At 56.1% G+C, this 16355-nt stretch carries 18 protein-coding genes; 10 read left to right on the top strand and 8 right to left on the bottom strand.

Annotated features, from left to right (window positions below):
- Positions 1 to 46: 46 nt before the first annotated feature.
- The 3 genes from SLW75_RS08950 to SLW75_RS08940 form a co-directional block, all read right to left on the bottom strand.
- A complete protein-coding gene (locus tag SLW75_RS08950; RefSeq protein WP_410934210.1) occupies positions 47 to 1408 on the bottom strand; it encodes a nucleotide-binding domain-containing protein in 1362 nt (453 codons plus the stop codon).
- 2 nt (positions 1409 to 1410) lie between these two features.
- Positions 1411 to 1956 (bottom strand): Pycsar system effector family protein, encoded by a 546-nt coding sequence (locus SLW75_RS08945; RefSeq protein WP_410934209.1) that lies wholly within the window; start codon positions 1954 to 1956, stop codon positions 1411 to 1413.
- A gap of 83 nt (positions 1957 to 2039) precedes the next feature.
- Positions 2040 to 2585 (bottom strand): hypothetical protein, encoded by a 546-nt coding sequence (locus tag SLW75_RS08940; protein ID WP_410934208.1) that lies wholly within the window; start codon positions 2583 to 2585, stop codon positions 2040 to 2042.
- A 466-nt stretch (positions 2586 to 3051) separates the two neighbouring features.
- On the opposite strand from SLW75_RS08940, the gene SLW75_RS08935 reads away from it, so the two are divergent.
- The 3 genes from SLW75_RS08935 to SLW75_RS08925 all read left to right on the top strand — a co-directional run bounded on the left by SLW75_RS08935 (position 3052) and on the right by SLW75_RS08925 (position 4241).
- Positions 3052 to 3309 carry a hypothetical protein gene (locus tag SLW75_RS08935; protein ID WP_410934207.1) on the top strand — a complete coding sequence of 86 codons (258 nt, stop codon included), beginning with the start codon at positions 3052 to 3054 and terminating at the stop codon, positions 3307 to 3309.
- Positions 3310 to 3624: 315 nt separating this feature from the next.
- Positions 3625 to 3879: a hypothetical protein gene (locus SLW75_RS08930; protein ID WP_240887404.1), complete on the top strand. Its 255-nt coding sequence runs from the start codon at positions 3625 to 3627 to the stop codon at positions 3877 to 3879.
- A gap of 107 nt (positions 3880 to 3986) precedes the next feature.
- On the top strand, positions 3987 to 4241 hold the full coding sequence (locus SLW75_RS08925; RefSeq protein ID WP_410934206.1) for a hypothetical protein: 255 nt from the start codon (positions 3987 to 3989) through the stop codon (positions 4239 to 4241).
- Positions 4242 to 4657: 416 nt separating this feature from the next.
- Here the strand turns inward: SLW75_RS08925 and SLW75_RS08920 are convergent, their stop codons facing one another.
- The 3 genes from SLW75_RS08920 to SLW75_RS08910 form a co-directional block, all read right to left on the bottom strand.
- Positions 4658 to 5041 (bottom strand): hypothetical protein, encoded by a 384-nt coding sequence (locus SLW75_RS08920; protein ID WP_410934205.1) that lies wholly within the window; start codon positions 5039 to 5041, stop codon positions 4658 to 4660.
- A gap of 90 nt (positions 5042 to 5131) precedes the next feature.
- On the bottom strand, positions 5132 to 5578 hold the full coding sequence (locus SLW75_RS08915) for a hypothetical protein (protein WP_410934204.1): 447 nt from the start codon (positions 5576 to 5578) through the stop codon (positions 5132 to 5134).
- A gap of 44 nt (positions 5579 to 5622) precedes the next feature.
- Positions 5623 to 6015, bottom strand: a complete 393-nt coding sequence (locus tag SLW75_RS08910) for a DUF6957 family protein (protein WP_410934203.1) — start codon at positions 6013 to 6015, stop codon at positions 5623 to 5625.
- A gap of 165 nt (positions 6016 to 6180) precedes the next feature.
- Here SLW75_RS08910 and SLW75_RS08905 point away from each other — a divergent pair, with 165 nt between their 5' ends.
- From SLW75_RS08905 to SLW75_RS08890, 4 genes are all read left to right on the top strand, one after another.
- Positions 6181 to 6642, top strand: coding sequence for a helix-turn-helix domain-containing protein (locus tag SLW75_RS08905; RefSeq protein ID WP_410934202.1), 462 nt, complete (start codon positions 6181 to 6183; stop codon positions 6640 to 6642).
- Positions 6643 to 7312: 670 nt separating this feature from the next.
- Positions 7313 to 7948: a response regulator gene (locus SLW75_RS08900; RefSeq protein WP_410934382.1), complete on the top strand. Its 636-nt coding sequence runs from the start codon at positions 7313 to 7315 to the stop codon at positions 7946 to 7948.
- Positions 7949 to 7956: 8 nt separating this feature from the next.
- Complete coding sequence (locus SLW75_RS08895; RefSeq protein WP_410934201.1) at positions 7957 to 11634, top strand: transporter substrate-binding domain-containing protein; 3678 nt, start codon at positions 7957 to 7959, stop codon at positions 11632 to 11634.
- Entirely contained in the window at positions 11631 to 12098 is a 468-nt protein-coding gene (locus tag SLW75_RS08890) for a GNAT family N-acetyltransferase (protein ID WP_410934200.1), read from the top strand. The genes SLW75_RS08895 and SLW75_RS08890 overlap by 4 nt, the downstream gene beginning before the upstream one ends.
- 22 nt (positions 12099 to 12120) lie before the next feature.
- Here SLW75_RS08890 and SLW75_RS08885 read toward each other — a convergent pair whose 3' ends face one another.
- Positions 12121 to 13062: a LysR substrate-binding domain-containing protein gene (locus SLW75_RS08885; RefSeq protein WP_410934381.1), complete on the bottom strand. Its 942-nt coding sequence runs from the start codon at positions 13060 to 13062 to the stop codon at positions 12121 to 12123.
- Between the two features lie 106 nt (positions 13063 to 13168).
- On the opposite strand from SLW75_RS08885, the gene SLW75_RS08880 reads away from it, so the two are divergent.
- Positions 13169 to 14353, top strand: coding sequence for an MFS transporter (locus SLW75_RS08880; RefSeq protein WP_065991483.1), 1185 nt, complete (start codon positions 13169 to 13171; stop codon positions 14351 to 14353).
- Between the two features lie 146 nt (positions 14354 to 14499).
- On the opposite strand, the gene SLW75_RS08875 is transcribed toward SLW75_RS08880, so the two are convergent.
- The gene (locus tag SLW75_RS08875; protein WP_296306249.1) at positions 14500 to 14913 is read right to left on the bottom strand and encodes a winged helix-turn-helix transcriptional regulator; all 414 of its coding nucleotides are present in this window, start codon (positions 14911 to 14913) and stop codon (positions 14500 to 14502) included.
- A gap of 83 nt (positions 14914 to 14996) precedes the next feature.
- On the opposite strand from SLW75_RS08875, the gene SLW75_RS08870 reads away from it, so the two are divergent.
- Both SLW75_RS08870 and SLW75_RS08865 read left to right on the top strand, forming a co-directional pair.
- Complete coding sequence (locus tag SLW75_RS08870; protein ID WP_410934199.1) at positions 14997 to 15854, top strand: SDR family oxidoreductase; 858 nt, start codon at positions 14997 to 14999, stop codon at positions 15852 to 15854.
- Positions 15855 to 15971: 117 nt separating this feature from the next.
- Positions 15972 to 16280, top strand: coding sequence for an RcnB family protein (locus SLW75_RS08865; protein ID WP_410934198.1), 309 nt, complete (start codon positions 15972 to 15974; stop codon positions 16278 to 16280).
- Positions 16281 to 16355 lie beyond the last annotated feature (75 nt).

Raw genomic sequence — 16355 nt, 5'->3', positions numbered from 1 at the left:
ACCAGTCGCATCTGCCAACCGTCATGAGGGTCAGACCCAGGCTTTTTCAGGAGATATAAACCCCAATTAAATCCCTGAATACCACACTCCCCTTCGCGTCCTTCACGATCGCTTCCATAGAGTGAAGACCACGGTATTGCGTGCTCTCAGTCCGCTTGATTGTTCTACCAGGGAAAAAAACTTGTCGCAAAGCATCGCGCTCAACTACAACGGTGTCCTGAACAACAGAAAAGAGCCCTGCAGACTTATTCAACTGAGCCTCAAATCCATAATTTCGTTTATTAAAAACAACGCTGAGAGGAAAATCAAAACTTCGATAGACAGCTTTATCAAACCTCAGCCGAAACTCAAGCGATTTAAATTTCTCCAGAGACCTAGATAGTGAAGGATAATACTCTTTGGAATCCGCGCCTCCTTCAAAACATTTAAACTCAACGCCATCCGCGTGCACAACCTTCGAGCCGGGAAACTTAGATTTAAGACTCGTTGGAAACGGAAGAAGATCTCGATACCCGCCACTTTGCAACTCCCTCACCCGGTATCGTGTCACATTACCATTCTTATCGGTATACGTCTTATTTAAGGTATCCACCTGATAAGATTCACCGTCCCTCACTACCTTCTTCTTCTGAACAAACTCGCTTGGAAAGTCGATAACATCAATTATACTTTGCCCCATCATCACAGCATTCTTACTAGCCATACTTTGCAATTTTGCGGCAACATCTACGTAGAACGATGTAGCAGTAACTTCAAACACACTGGAGAACCCGTAAGAACCCCACAGCACTTGGTCATCACCGCCGTAATCCAGGCCTATCCGGAAACCTATATCTTTCGCATCGATTCCTTCCTCACCCAATACAGGGATAATCGTGCGTTCCATCATCGCTTGGAGAACCGAACTACAGTTAATCGCATTGATTACGCTATCGTCGCGCGATACTGTTTTCCCACCAAAAAAAGCTAACAAAGCGTCCCCCATGAAGCGGTGGACATGTCCATCCATGGCTCTGACCGTTTCTGAAGCGGCCCTCAATATCAGGTTTTTAATCCAAAACACGTCATCCAAATCATAAAGAAAAGAAAGCCTTGTCGAGTTTTTGATATCAAGAAATAGCGCGCATACATGATGGCGCTCAGTGTTTGTAGTATTTGCAAGATGAGCGAAGTCTGGATGAGCTCCGATCGGCGCGGAGTTAACATCTGCTTTACCAAAAGAAGGTCGCACTTGCTGTTGGATGGAATATTCTTCATGCGCTAGCCCAAGATCGCTCCGTTGAGTCGAGCCGATAGCGCTGTCCATAGCGTAGTGCTCTAGACCCTCCATAACAGACTTATAAATAGGCTTCTTAGACCGTGCATCTCGCACCAAAGAACGAAATGCATCCTTACTGATACCTTCCATGATCAAGACCTCGTAAGAATCACGTCAACAAGCGTTGCCAGTAAAAGCAAAGCCACTGGAATGAAATTGCTAAAAATCAAGACAAGCATTACGACTTTAATTGAGCGAAACTTATCACCAAGAATCTTCGAAACAGAAAAAATCTGCTGAGACAAATCCTTAATTAACTCGTCATAGCTTACCGAGCTTATCTTCCCATGATAGCCACCACTGCCACCCTTCGCAGCAGCTATGTCTCCATAAAAAACAAGAGAATCGTCAATCACCCTCTCCACGCTACTGCTATTTATTGGAAAAATAGTTTTAGCAGCAAAAAAAAGACATATACAGGAAGATAGAATTACAACAAACAGAAGGATCAACACCACCATATTTAGCCAAGTAGTTGACACAAGTGAAGATATCTTACTCACATTTAACGACAGCCAACCCAAAACAGCCGCACAATAGGAAACAATGATTGCGAGCTTTTGGTTGGTTGATACTAAATATGTATCTATCCTTTTCAAAACCTCAAACAGATTTTTCACTCTATCTTCTTCTTTCATCGAACCCACTCGCCCTTATGCATGTTAGCTATAATATTAACAGAAGTAGACTGCGCTATGACTCTCCGGTGTCCTCATAAACGCTACCGGCGCATTTGCCACAGGATAAAGTCCACCTTTTTTACGCTTGTCATTTTTTGGTGATACGGAATCCTTTGATTGAACAGACCTATCCACTCTGCTCCCTCATCGGAATCCAGAAAACCTTGATACCAACTATCTATCCACGCGTAGCAGGTCTTAGAATTTTGCAGCTTGGTGCGCGAGTAATAGGCTGGCGGCTCAACTCCGAGGTTTCTGAGGACGTGGATGTCCCACACAGGTTTGGTCGGGTCAAGTGTTGCTGCCAACTTGCTCGCAAAGGAGGGTTCATAGCGGCCTGTCACCTGATACAGGTAATCCAGGGTATCGGAGAAAGAGGGAGCAAGATATTTACCCTGCTGCATGAACTGGTAGTAGGTTGAACACCAATCCGGCGTACGCCGCTGAACGCGGTAAAACCCGTTGTACGCACGCTGGAAAGTACGATCAACTGCGACATCGACAGTGCCGAGCATGTCCATCACCACTAGGTATTTTTGAATGCCTGGCTGGGCCTTACCAATTGCATCGACCACTTCACGCGACATAATCCGACTCCATTCTGTGAATGGCACAAGGCTATCTCAGAAAGACCGTCATGTGGATCCCTTTTCGTAAGGCGGTCAAAGAAAACGGCGAGCAACCGTGAAACCGCACAAGGCAAATGATGCAACGTTTTTTGGCACCTGCTGTAGACCAGCTTTCGCATCGATCTGAGCTCGGCTCGAAGGCATGATTCTATGCAAGCAGAGCGCGCAGGCCATCGGCCGAAGGCGCGAGGATGGACGCCCGCCAGGGCCGAGACACGCAGTGGCTTGGTTCACGACAGCCGTCTGCTAGGCAGCACGCCCTTCTCTATCCACTCTGTTACAGAGCTTAAGCTCTGCCTATTCGATGCGATCAATGTCGAGTATAGCGCGACGAGTGGTTTTTTTCGAAATTAAAGTTCAATCCGCTTAAGTTCTTCCGAAATATACCGTCTAGTAAGTAAACAACTTGTTAAAGGGTGCATCAATGACTAAGAAGATACCTCCGAGCACATTCCTTTCAACTCGCAATGAGACTGCACAATGGGCCATTTCCTTTTTCACTAAGCCAAACCTGAAGGAAGGAAAATTCGTCAACATGAAACGACCTCAAGACTATAACAAGGTTTTGCTATGGGTCGATAAAGAAATGGCTTCAGTAATGGTCGGTGACGTGACTCTGGATCTCACCCGAAGCCAAGCAAGATCCTTGGCACTACAGATCATTGCGTTTGTGGACGGATAATCGAAGCCTTGGCCCAAGAAGAACTGCATTACCTGAGCTTATACTCGCCTGCAAATCAGTTCATGTACTGTATAAACCTACAGCGCTTGGTACAGTGAGAATAGATCGGCCATTAGGCTTAGAAACTCAGAACCCCCGATTACACTGGATAAGATCATGACTAGGTCATCCTTTTGCGGCCAGAAACATGTGGCGTTTTATAGCAACATATCTTGCTTGCCAAGTAATTTAAGTTTAGCGACGCTCCTTGATTTCCGACACCATTGTGCGAAAATCGCAGCGTCAACCTAACAGGCAAAAGCGCGGAGGCAAGCAATGGACTATCACGTGTACTATCTCAGCATCGATATCACCCTCGAAGAGAGTCGCCTTGATCACCCCGACAATCTTTGCGGAGTTTCAAGAATTACAGTAAGCACGAAAAGCAATCCCCTCTACTGGCATTGCAAAAATATCCGAGAGGTTGAGCAGGCATACGAGCGGCACCATAATTTCCCCACCAACGATGACGCGGTGCTCTGGCCGAAACAAAAGGTCAAAGTGCTCAAGGTTGAGCCCGCATCTGCTTAGTTGGTCTGGCAATACATGGCTCCCGGCTCTGAGCCGCTCACTACTCATGAAGATCCTTCCTCCGTGCATGACGCCGATCTTATACAAAAGAATATAAGTAGGCACTCATGAAATTCCTTATTAGCTTCGTCGTCTTTGATACCACCGTGGCTACAGTGTTACTGGGAAATCATTGCTCTATGAGCGCAGTTCAACATGAGATCATCCGTACAGACGCAGCTGAATATTCCGCTTGCGGGTCAATCAGAGATGTCGAAGCGGCGTTCGAGGGAATTTATAATTATGTACACAGCGACGACGACGTGACCCGTCCAGAAAGCAAGGTTAAGGTAATCAAGGTGGAGGCGCTTCCCAAGGGATAATAAAAAGCTTTGACCTTAGGCTGTGCTGGTTTATTGGGGAGCTAGGTGAGAGCGCACCTGGGTTTCAGGATAAAGGATCGCGTTCTTCGCCGACGTCAAATTCACCGAAAGCTCCGAGATAAACGGTTCGACAGGGCATGTTAACAAGCAGACCCTGTGCTATTAGCATGCTAGGAATTTCACGCATGAAGTCACCAGCCTCCCACGGAGTCATATTCGAGGATCTGATCGATTCGATGAAAACTGAAAGATCGAAGTCTCGCGCAGCCGCATAGGGGCCACTCCTGTCATAGCTCTCGAACAAACCAGAGGCTATGCAGACAACCTCGTCTTTTTTTATAAACATGCTGAGCCGCCCTTATAGATGACAAGCCTGCTATGCAGCCGCCAGCGATTGATCAGGATGTCTGCGACCATTATTGCAGCGAGCGAGGGGTGAGGTGATGCTGCCCTTTAGAGAGTCGTAGGAAATCTCGAAAACTCGAGCGCCCATTCCCGCGTTGAAAAGTGGCAAGCACATAGCGGGAGTTCTCTGTAGTCAGCACCCAGTAACGCCCTTCTCGTCCCGCTTTAACGATGTCAGAGGTGCGGATGAGGTGGCCATCCTCAAACCGTCCAAATTGGTCTCTTCGATTGTGGTCAAACACGACGCCGATGCATGCCCGAGCTCTGATCGACACGCCGCAGAGATAGGCGGTTACCGGCTCGTCAAAGCCTTGCTCCCGAGCTCTCATAATGCGACGGAGGTCAAAGTCGGTGTGGCGCTTTCCGTGAAAATTTACGTCTATCGTGTCGAGCATCACTGCGCTCCTGTTGCGTTCTGTATGGAGTTATCAGGAAGTGCACACGCAACCAGGCGTGCTGGTATCGTGGGGGATTCTTGGTAGTTCCTAGGCTGATCGAATCATGCTTTCTAGAAAAACTGGACGAAGGTTTTTTAGTGACTCGATTTGAAAGCCTTGACGGTGTGAGCTGTGGTAAACAATCCCCTTGTCTACCTCAATGAGGCACACATCGCAGCCAACCTTGTCGTGACCGACAGTCACTTTGACTACCCGATGCATTCCCCACGAATCACAACGGTTCATCCAAGGGGGCGTCACCACCTGCACATCGGTGACCGCAATTTCTTCGTCCTGAGCTATCAGGAGCTGCTGCAGTTGATGCTCGGTATCGACCATCAGTGCTGCTTCAGAAATCCGCCCCTCTTGCGTGGCTTGCAGGGTTACGTGATACCAGTGGGTGCGGAGGATTCGCGATACCTGGCGCCATTGGTACTGCCCTTCTCCGAACATGCCTGGAACGCCAACCATGTCAGCTTCGTGTGTTTTGAACATCGGATGTCCTTATGTCTCTCGCGAAGCTCTCGTTGGAGCGGAGGTTAGAAGATGGAAAAGATGGCCTTGAGACTCGCGGTTTGCTCATGACCAGGCCCAATTAGGACGTAGGCCGTATTTTTGGTCTCGAACAAAACGCCGCCTTCGAATGTGACGCACATACTGGAGCGAACCCAGTCGCCTGGCTGGAAGCGGCCTAGGCTGTCCTCTACCACCTTATGGGCGAACATGAAGAGCGGAAGCTGGTTGGTAGAGTGGACACGGACGATCTCATCGGGGGTGAGGTCAATTCGCAGAATCGTCCACTCCTCCACTATGCAGTAGGGCTTCCCTGGGAAGCTGCTGGCCACGGCCTCTCGGGCTTCGGCGGCGCTCAAGGGATTCCCCGCAAGCCAAGTGGCGCCGTCAAACAGGTGGTCGACGTGCTTGCTATCCAATTTCTACCCCCTACTAATTAGTTGTGAATTGCCACCTAACAGTCTCAGCGGCTGAGGAAGCACGATCGCACACCACATCAAGATGACTCACTTAGATCACTATATATATTTGAGTGATCCTAGGCAATCACGGCATACCGTCTGCTTTTCAGATGGAAGACGAAGATGTCGCTGCGACGCCCGTTTGCTGCTGTGCTGCAGTTTCTCCGCAGTAGGCAGGGCCTGACCCAGCATGAAATCGCTGGAGCGGTAGCCCAATCACACATCAGTAATCTGGAATCGCTCAAGACTACCCCGACGGTAGACACAATGACTGAGCTCGCCGCAGCTCTGAACGTCGGCGCGGCGGCATTTTTCACGATGGTGGTAGCAGCGGAGCAGCAGCGATCGCCAAGAGAAGTCCTGCTGTCTGCAGTCGCTGACTTGGAAAGGCTTGGGCTCGCGGATGAACTGATGCCTCAGGTGCCGGCCAAGTTGGAGGGGCCTCGCGTGATCACATCGAGAGACAAGAAACACCTTGTACAGAAGTTGAAGAAGGATGGAGCCAGTCGTAAGCAAGTGGCATCTCAACTGGGCTATTCGAAGGCTACGGTAGCGCGACTTTGGGCTGACGAAAAGACCGTATGATTCGCATATCGGGTCGTTGCATCATTGCGCTTGTCGATTTGCAATTGCGCCATTATTCCCAACCAACAGCGAAACTAGGTATCTATCTAAGCTAGCTCTACGACCAACCTATCAAAGTAAAGCCAAGCCTAGTTACGATACTTAGCAGCGGAAACCGCGATTATTTAAACCGATAATTAGTGACCTCGCAACGCCACTCTAGGCTCGACTTAATAATTAAAAAAAAGAACAGTCTTAGCAACCAAAACATTCTAAATTCTGACATTTCTAATATGCATTCACAGCACCCAAATAAAATATAGAACTATCTTTTTCGAAATAGCACTTAGCGATTACCATCTATTACATTACTTTAGATCTTAGATTCTTTAAAACCTTCTGACCTTAACACGAGAAGCCCTCTTCCGTGTTGGCATCGGCGGCAGGCCATTGAACGGGTTGTGTCAGGAAGATGGTGCCTTGACCACTCCCAGTCAAAATCACTGTGGAGATCTCACAGCCACAACCAGGAGCAGGAGCAGGAGCAGGAGCAGGAGCAGGAGCAGGAGCAGGAGCAGGAGCAGGAGCAGGAGCCCAAAGCCTTGTGGGCCTTGGGCTCAAAGGCCAGAGCCAATGCAGATCTTGAGCAAGATCTAGTGCAGTAAAAGCCTTTGGACTTTGACACTGAACCATAGGCTGTCCACAAAATATTTTTATTATCGACGACCACCCGGTCATACGAATGGCCATACGTATGCTTCTGGAAAACGAGAATTACGAGGTGGTCGGAGAGACCGACAACGGTGTCGACGCCATGCAGATGGTCCGTGAATGCATGCCCGATCTCATCATCCTGGACATCAGCATCCCCAAGCTGGACGGGCTCGAAGTCCTCGCCCGCTTCAACGCCATGAACCTGCCCTCGAAAATTCTCGTACTCACTGCTCAGGCGCCGAGCCTGTTCGCCATCCGGTGCATGCAGTCGGGCGCTTCGGGATATGTCTGCAAGCAGGAAGACCTCAGCGAACTTGTCAGTTCGGTCAAAGCGGTATTATCCGGCTACAATTACTTTCCCAGTCAGGCCCTTGCCGCATCAATCAAAAAAGAGGGTGACCCCAACGAGCTTGAGCGCTTCAAACTCGTCAATGACCGTGAACTGATGGTGTTGCAACTGTTTGCCCAAGGGCGGACAAACAAGGAAATCGCCAAAGGCATGTTCCTCAGCAACAAAACGGTCAGCACTTACAAAACCCGATTGATGCAAAAACTCAAGGCCAAGACTCTGGTAGAACTTATCGAGATGGCAAAACGTAATTCGCTAGTGTGAGAGACAGGATGCCAAAGGCGTTAAAGGACTATTGGATAGCAGCCGTGATTGTCTGCCTGAGCTTCGATAGCCAGGCAGATCCCCTGGCGCCGGAACGCTACACGCTGCTGAGCCGCTCCAACCCTGCGCACATGGACGTGACGCTGGAACGCGCCCAGTGGCAATGGGTGCGCAACAAGCGCGAGCTGGTGGTCGGCACCTCCGCGCCGGACTATCCGCCTTTCGACATGACCCTGACCGGGCACGACTACGAAGGCTTTACCGCCGACTACATCGGCATTCTCGGACGCGTGCTCGACCTGCCGGTCAAGGTCCTGCGTTTCGCCAGCCGCGACGAGGCGGTTCAGGCGCTGAGCAAGGGCGAAATCGATCTGCTGGGCAGCGCCAATGGCTACGAAGCGGCGTCGCGCGGGATCGTACTGTCTACGCCCTACGCCGTGGATCAGCCCGTCCTGGTGACCCGCGCCGGCGAGGCCCGGCCCCTGAGCGGCGACCTCAACGGTTTGCGCCTGAGCATGGTTTATCACTACCTGCCGCCCGACGAAATCGCCGCGCTGTATCCCAAGGCGCGCCTGCAGACCTTCCCCTCCTTCCAGAGCGCGATCAACGCCGTGGCCTTCAATCAGGCCGACGTGTTTCTGGGCGACACCATCTCCACCCATTACGTGATCAACAAGGGCTATCTGAACAACGTGCAGATGGCCAATTTCGGCAAGCACGAGGCAAACGGTTTCAGCTTCGCCGTGCAGGCTTCAAACCCGATACTGCTGGACATCGTCAATCGGATCATCAAAGGCATTCCGGTGGAAGAGCGCATCGCCATTTCCAAACGCTGGGGCGCCGGCAGCGATCTGATGCTCACCGACCAGAAGCTGCAGCTCAATCAACGGGAAGAACGCTGGATCGCTCAGCATCCGACCGTTCGCGTGGTGTTCAACGAGGCTTACGCGCCGCTGACGTTTTTTGATGCGGCCGGCAATTTCAGCGGCGTCACCGCCGACTTGCTCGAACTCATCCGCCTGCGCACCGGGCTCACCTTCAAGGTCAGCCATGCCGCCAGCATGAACGACATGACCAACCAGTTGAGCCAGGGCCAGGCCGACCTGATTGGCGCGATGATTCCCAGCGAAGAGCGCCAGAACCGCTTCAATTTCAGCCGGCCGTACATGGATAACGTGTTCGTGCTGGTCACCCGCAAGGAAACCTCGGCGCCCTCCAATCTCGATCAACTGGACGGCAAGCGGGTGGCGCTGGCCCTCAGCAGCCCGATCCTGCCTTTCCTGCGCGACCAGCACCCGGGCATTTATCCGGTGGAGGTCGACAACCCGGCGCAAGCCCTGGACCTGCTGGCCCACGGCCGTACCGAGGGCGCCATCACGTCGCTGTTCAGCGCCAGTTATTTCCTCTCCTCCCGGGCGTTGAACGACACGTTGCAGATGCGCGTGACCGTCGGGCAGGAACCGGCGCGCATTGCCATGGCCACGTCACGCAATGCGACCGAACTGACCTCGATTCTCGACAAGGCGCTGTCGAGCATCGCCCCGGAAGACCTGGCCGCGATCAACAATCGCTGGCGCACGTATACGCCGCCGAGCAGCGGCGCGTGGCACGACTATGAGCTGTTGATCTATCAGATCATCGGCGGCGCCAGCCTGTTGCTGCTCGGCTCGCTGGCCTGGAACGCGTGGATGCGCCGGCAGATCAAACAGCGCGAACGCGCCGAGCGGGCGCTCAACGATCAGTTTGAATTCATGAGCGCGCTGCTCAACGGCACGCCTCATCCCATCTATGTCCGCGACCGCGACGGCCTGCTGAAAATGTGCAACGAAAGCTACCTCGCCGCCTTTGCCGAGCGGCGCGAGGACGTGATCGGCAAAAGCATTCTGGACGGTGTACTGAGCAACACCGAAGAGGCCCAGGGTTACGTCGAGGATTACAAGCGCGTCATGGCCGACAACGAGCCCTTGATTCTCGACCGCTCGCTGCACATCGGCGGCCGCGAGCTGACGATCTACCACTGGATCCTGCCGTTCCGCGATTCCCTCGGCAAAGTGCAAGGCATCATCGGCGGCTGGATCGACATCAGCGAACGGCGGCAACTGATCGAGCAACTGCAGACGGCCAAGGACCTGGCGGACGATGCCAACCGCGCCAAAAGCACCTTCCTGGCAACCATGAGCCATGAGATCCGCACGCCCATGAACGCCGTCATCGGCATGCTCGAGCTGGCCCTGAAGCGTGCCGACCACGGCCATCTCGACCGACCGGCCATCGAAGTGGCCTACAGCTCGGCGAAGGATTTGCTCGAACTGATTGGCGATATCCTCGACATCGCGCGCATCGAGTCGGGGCGACTGAGCCTGAGCCCCGAGCGCGCCAACCTGCGCCAGCTGGTCGAATCCGTGGTGCGGGTGTTCGACGGTCTGGCCCGGCAGAAAAGCCTCACGCTGGCCCTGGATCTGGACGCGCGGACCAACACCGATGTGCTGATCGACCCGCTGCGCTTCAAGCAGATCCTCTCCAATCTCATCAGCAACGCCATCAAGTTCACCGAAATGGGTCAGGTCAAGATCACCCTGCAGACCGAAGCCGGCCGCAGCCCCCAGCAAATGCGCGTGCAAGTGGTGATTCACGACAGCGGCATCGGCATCACCGAGCAGGACCAGCAGAGGCTGTTTGCGCCCTTCTCTCAGGTCGATCAATCCGGGCAACTGGCGCGCACCGGCGCCGGCCTGGGTCTGGTGATCTGTCGAAGCCTGTGCGAAATGATGGGCGGAAAGCTGAAGCTGAGCAGCCGTCCCGGGGATGGCACGCGCATCGAAATGACCTTCGAGTTCACCACCCTGGAGCCGCTGGAGGCGAAAAGCATCGCCCGTGAAGCGGTCCCCCATGCCTCGGGACAGCTGCATGTTCTGATCGTCGACGACCACCCGGCGAACCGTCTGTTGCTGTTCGAGCAACTGTGCTTTCTCGGGCACCGCTGCGACATGGCGCTTCAGGGTGCCGAAGCGCTGGAACGCTGGCGTGCAGAACGTTTCGATCTGGTGATCGCCGACTGCAACATGCCGGTCATGAACGGCTACGACCTCACCCGGGCCATCCGTCAGCTGGAGCAAACCGAGGCGCGTCCGCGCTGCACCGTGCTGGGCTACACCGCCAATGCGCAACCGGAGGAAAAGCAACGCTGCCGTGATGCCGGGATGGATGACTGCCTGTTCAAACCCATCAGCCTGACCGCGCTGAACGACCGCCTGCGCAAGGTCATGCCGCTGCGGACTTCGTCTGCGCCGGCCACGCTCCCGTCCCTGTCCGCTCTGCCGCCCCAGGCTGTGTTCGACCCGCACACCATCGAAGCGTTGACCGGTGGCAGGGCCGACATGAATGAGCGACTACTGGATCAGCTCATCGCCAGCATGCGTCAGGACCGCGCCGAGCTGAACGCGACCACGCTGCCAAGCCAGCTGAAAGACATCGGCCACAAGGTACGCGGCGCCGCGAACATCATTTCGGCAACCGCGGTCATTCAAGGCTGCGAAGCGCTGGAAGCGGCCTGCGAGGCCGACGCGCCGGAGGCCATCGTCGGCGAGCGGCAGTCTGCACTCAATGCGGCGATGGGCGCGCTGGAGCAGGCGCTGGTGGCTTATCGCGGGAAAGCGCCCGCGTCACAGGCAGGGCCGCAGGTATGAAGCTGATCGCGATGAACGCGGCTGATTTTCAGGGGTTTGCTGCCCGTTCGGTCGCCGGGTACGCCCGGGACATTGCGCGGACCTACGGGCTGCCTGATGCGCTGGCCTGCACAAGCGCAAACGCTGACTTCAATGAACTGTTGGAGGACGGTCTGGACACCGAGGGGCATTACTTCTACCGCGTGTGCAACGCCGATGACACTGAGGTGGGCAGCCTCTGGATAGGGATTGTGGAGAATTCGCCGTTGCCCACCCGACTGTTCGTCTACGACCTGGAAATTGATCAGGCCTTCAGAGGTCAGGGCCTGGGCAGGCAGGCACTGATCGCCGTCGAAGCGTGGGCCCTCGAGCGCGGCATTCGGCGTCTGGAGTTGAACGTGTTTTCGGACAACGTTGCCGCGCGGACGCTCTACGAGACCTCGGGGATGGCGGTCTGCGAGATGACCATGGGCAAGGATTTATAGCCCGCCGCTGTGTGCGCCCGGATCAGGCCGGCCCGGCAGCAGAATCGACGCTGCCGTAGGGCGCCAGATGCTCGCTGAGGTACTTGAGCAGGATGCTGACCTTCGGCAGCGCCTCTCGGGCTTTCAGCCAGACCAGGTTCATCGGCAGGCCATCGGTCGCAAGCTCCGGCAGCACTTCCACCAGCCGACCTTCGTTGAGGTGGGTTTGCACCAGCCAGGTCGGTAACTGGGCGATGCCATGCCCGGCCAGCGTGGCCGATACTTCGCCCTCGCCGTCGCCGACGGCAATGCGCGGATGAATGACCCGCCGCTCCTGATCACCCGGCACGCGCCCGCGAAAATACCAGGGTCCGACCTGCCCGTCGGACTGGCCGTAGGCGATGCAGTGATGATGCTCGAGATCGGCGTCGGTCTGCGGCCGACCGTGCTCGGCGATATAACTCGGCGCGGCACAGAAGACCAGTCGCTGGGCGCCGATGAACCGATGCCCCAGCCCCGCGGCCCAGGCGTCGCGCCCACCGATCCTGACCACAATATCGATGCCTTCATGCACCGGATCGACAAACCGGTCAGAGAACGAAATATGCGGTTGCAGCAGCGGGTACTCTTTGACGAAATTGAGAATCAGCGGCAACACATGGAGGCGCCCGTAGGACGCGGGCAAATCAATCCGCACCCGGCCATGGGGTTCATGCCGCTCCGAGGCGAGGGCCAGCTCGGCTTCTTCGAGGTCTGCCAGCACGCCGCTGCAGGTGGCGTAGAACTTCACACCGGCTTCGGTGAGGGACAACCGGCGAGTGGTGCGGTTGAACAAACGCTGGCCCAACCGTTGTTCCAGGCGGGCGATGCCTTTGCTGACCGCCGAGGCTGTCAGGTTCAGCTTGAGTGCGGCATTGGCGAAGCTGCCGAAATCGGCCACTGCCACAAATACGTCAATGCCTTTGAGACGCTCGGAGGAGAACAACGCGAACACCATTACTGAATTGGATTCGCGATAGTAAGTCATTTATGTCGCGGATGAGAACACAGATCTCCAATAGGCTATGGCATCGTCTTTTGGAGCTTCACCTATGCAACCCTCACACTCCGCAACGGCGTCAGCGCCGGATGCCACGTCTCGGTCAGGGATACAGATCCTGATCATGGCGATCGCCGCCTTCATCATCGTCACCACTGAGTTCCTGATCGTCGGACTGCTTCCGGCGATGGCACACGACCTCGGTGTCTCCATCGCCGTGGCCGGCCAAGTGGTGACGCTGTTCGCCTTTACCGTGATGCTGTTCGGGCCGTTCCTCACGGCAAAACTGGCCGGCGTGGAACGCAAAAAGCTGTTCACCATCATCCTGCTGGTGTTTGCCGCCTCCAACGTGCTGGCGGCGCTGTCCACCAACATTTGGGTCATGGCCCTCGCGCGCTTTATTCCGGCGCTGGGCCTGCCCGTGTTCTGGGGCACGGCCAGCGAAACCGCCGGACAACTGGCAGCACCCGGCAAGTCGGGTCAGGCGGTGTCGCGGGTTTACCTGGGCATTTCCGCCGCCCTGGTGTTCGGCGTACCGCTGGGCACCGTCGCCGCCGATACCCTCGGCTGGCGCGGCAGCTTCTGGGTGCTGGCCGTTATCTCCCTGGTCATCGCCATCCTGATGCAGCTGTGCATGCCGACCTTGCCCTCCTCGCCGGCCAAGCACGGCGAGAAGCAGACCGACATTCTGAAACAGCCGCGCTTTCTCGCCCACGTGTTGCTGTCCGTGCTGGCGTTCACCGCGATGTTCACGGCCTACACCTACTTGGCCGATATCCTCCAGACCCTGGCCGGCGTGCCGACCAATCAAGTGGGCTGGTGGCTGATGGGCTTCGGCGCGGTCGGCATGATCGGCAACCAATGGGGCGGAAAGTTGGTCGACCGCAGCCCGCTGGGCGCCATGGTGCTGTTTCTGGTGATTCTGAGTGTCGGCATGGCCGCCGCCATTCCACTGGCCACTGATCATATCTGGCTGATCGCCGCGCTGGTGCTGTGGGGCGTTGCGTACACCGCACTGTTCCCGGTGTGCCAGGTGCGTGTGATGCAGGCCGGCTCCAAGGCTCAGGCGTTGGCGGCGACCATGAATATCTCGGCGGCTAACGCCGGTATCGGTTTGGGTGCGATCTTTGGTGGCCTGGGCATTGGCCACTTCGGACTTGGGTCGCTCGGCTGGATCGCGACCGGGATCGCCGCCCTGGCGATTGTGGTTGCGCTGTTGATGATGCGTAAGCGTTAAGCGTCTGATCGGTCTGTAGACCGACTGCACGTTGGTTTGGCTGGCAGTGAAGCGAGGGTGGGCTGCTGCCTGGCCAGGCCGAACGCGCAGAGTCGGGATGCCGCTTTTTGAGCGCCCCAGCCCGCCTCTGCAACGAGAAGCACCGCTCACTCCAGCGCCGGTGCTTTCCCTTCCCGCGCCGCCAGAATGCGCGACAGATTTTCCTCGATCCAGGACGTTAACCCGTCCATCTGCAAGGCGACCTCCTCGCCCATCGCGGTCAAACGGTATTCGACGTGGGGCGGCACCACCGGCAGCGCTTTGCGATCGACAAACCCATCTTGTTCCAGGCTCTGCAGCGTCTGCGACAGCATCTTTTCGCTGACCCCGCCGATCTTGCGCCGCAGCTCGCTAAACCGGTGCATGCCGTCCAGCAACACCACCAGCACCAACACCCCCCAGCGGCTGCACACATGATTGAGGATTTCCCGCGACGGGCAATCCCGGGCCAGCACCTCACCGGTACGGATTCGCTCGAGCAACGAGACGCTCCCGGCAGAGGGAGGGGACATATCGTTCATGACACTTACCTTTTCGTACGTACTTACGAAAGGTTAGCACGGTGACTATGCTGATCGCTCAATCACTTCTCTCGGGAATCATCATGATCGTCATCACCGGTGCCTCAGGCCAGCTTGGCCGCCTCGTCATCGCTCAACTGCTCGAAACCGTGCCTGCCTCGCAGATCGTCGCGGCCGCCCGTGACCCGGAAAAAGTGGCCGACCTTGCTGCCCAGGGCGTGCAGGTTCGCCAGGCCGATTATTCGCAGCCGGACACGCTCGACCGCGCTTTCGAAGGCGCCGAGAAGGTCCTGCTGATCTCGTCCAGTGAAGTAGGCCAGCGCGTGGCTCAGCATCGCGCGGTGATCGATGCCGCCCAACGCGCCGGTGTCAAACTGCTGGGCTACACCAGCGTGCTGCATGCCGACTCCTCGGCGCTGGGCCTGGCTGAAGAACATCAGCAGACCGAGGCGGCGCTGGCGCAGTCCGGCGTTCCGGCGGTGGTGTTGCGCAACGGCTGGTACCACGAAAATTACACGGCCGGCGTCGCCCACGCGGTGGCGAACGGCGCGCATTACGGCAGCGTGGGCGAAGGCCGGATCAGCTCCGCCGCGCGGGTGGACTATGCCGCGGCGGCGGCCATGGTGCTGACTTCGCCTGACGATCAGGCCGGCAAGGTGTATGAACTGGCCGGCGACGAGTCTTACACGCTGAAGGAATTCGCCGCTGAAATCGCGCAGCAATCCGGCAAGCCTGTCGTCTACACCGATCTTCCAGAGGCCGATTACAAGGCTGCGCTGCTGCACGCCGGGCTGCCGGCATTCGTCGCCGAGTTGCTCGCCAACTCCGATGCCGCCGCGGCCAAAGGTGCGCTGTTCGACAACGGTCGGCAGTTGAGCCGTCTGATTGGCCGGCCGACCACGCCGTTGTCGGCCAGCGTTGCCGATGCGCTGTCCCTTTGATATTCGTGACCGCCGCCCACCAGAACGGGCGGCGCGCCAGCACCTGCACTGAATGATTTGCGCGGCCCACGGTCGGAACTAATGACAGCGCACCACGCGCTGGCCAAGGAGTTTCGAATGAACAGCAAATCGCTCATTGCCGGTCTGGCGATTCTGGGTAGCATTTCCGTTGCGAGTTTCACGGTGCAGGCCGCCGATGCAACGGAGCCGACCATTCAACCTTCCAGAGACAACATGCGGGAGCTCGAAGTCGGCAGCCGATCGCCGCAGGAATTTCAGCGCCCGGATGCAGCGCTGAAGGACTGGAAAGCCAAGGGCCTGGAAGAGCCGGCAAAGATGAGCCAATGGGTGCGCATCAACAACAAATACGTTGAAGTGCAGACCACCAATGGCCAGATCACCAAGATTGTCCCGATCGAGAAATAAGTCGGGGCAGCGACCCAGCGCGCCGGGTTTGCGTGGCGCCCACCATCTCTTGAAGAACTTATAAGAACGACCAGA

It is taken from the genome of Pseudomonas sp. W5-01 (assembly GCF_046540435.1).
Taxonomy (GTDB): domain Bacteria; phylum Pseudomonadota; class Gammaproteobacteria; order Pseudomonadales; family Pseudomonadaceae; genus Aquipseudomonas; species Aquipseudomonas graminis_B.
The sequence above is the reverse complement of the archived record's forward strand: the minus strand, read 5'-3'. Positions and strand labels throughout refer to the sequence as shown.

Excerpts from the sequence above, each read along its gene's own strand:
- SLW75_RS08950 (WP_410934210.1), bottom strand. The coding sequence starts at position 1,408 with ATGGAAGGTATCAGTAAGGATGCATTTCGTTCTTTGGTGCGAGATGCA.
- SLW75_RS08945 (WP_410934209.1), bottom strand. The coding sequence starts at position 1,956 with ATGAAAGAAGAAGATAGAGTGAAAAATCTGTTTGAGGTTTTGAAAAGG.
- SLW75_RS08940 (WP_410934208.1), bottom strand. The coding sequence starts at position 2,585 with ATGTCGCGTGAAGTGGTCGATGCAATTGGTAAGGCCCAGCCAGGCATT.
- SLW75_RS08935 (WP_410934207.1), top strand. The coding sequence starts at position 3,052 with ATGACTAAGAAGATACCTCCGAGCACATTCCTTTCAACTCGCAATGAG.
- SLW75_RS08930 (WP_240887404.1), top strand. The coding sequence starts at position 3,625 with ATGGACTATCACGTGTACTATCTCAGCATCGATATCACCCTCGAAGAG.
- SLW75_RS08925 (WP_410934206.1), top strand. The coding sequence starts at position 3,987 with ATGAAATTCCTTATTAGCTTCGTCGTCTTTGATACCACCGTGGCTACA.
- SLW75_RS08920 (WP_410934205.1), bottom strand. The coding sequence starts at position 5,041 with ATGCTCGACACGATAGACGTAAATTTTCACGGAAAGCGCCACACCGAC.
- SLW75_RS08915 (WP_410934204.1), bottom strand. The coding sequence starts at position 5,578 with ATGTTCAAAACACACGAAGCTGACATGGTTGGCGTTCCAGGCATGTTC.
- SLW75_RS08905 (WP_410934202.1), top strand. The coding sequence starts at position 6,181 with ATGTCGCTGCGACGCCCGTTTGCTGCTGTGCTGCAGTTTCTCCGCAGT.
- SLW75_RS08895 (WP_410934201.1), top strand. The coding sequence starts at position 7,957 with ATGCCAAAGGCGTTAAAGGACTATTGGATAGCAGCCGTGATTGTCTGC.
- SLW75_RS08890 (WP_410934200.1), top strand. The coding sequence starts at position 11,631 with ATGAAGCTGATCGCGATGAACGCGGCTGATTTTCAGGGGTTTGCTGCC.
- SLW75_RS08880 (WP_065991483.1), top strand. The coding sequence starts at position 13,169 with ATGCAACCCTCACACTCCGCAACGGCGTCAGCGCCGGATGCCACGTCT.
- SLW75_RS08875 (WP_296306249.1), bottom strand. The coding sequence starts at position 14,913 with ATGAACGATATGTCCCCTCCCTCTGCCGGGAGCGTCTCGTTGCTCGAG.
- SLW75_RS08870 (WP_410934199.1), top strand. The coding sequence starts at position 14,997 with ATGATCGTCATCACCGGTGCCTCAGGCCAGCTTGGCCGCCTCGTCATC.
- SLW75_RS08865 (WP_410934198.1), top strand. The coding sequence starts at position 15,972 with ATGAACAGCAAATCGCTCATTGCCGGTCTGGCGATTCTGGGTAGCATT.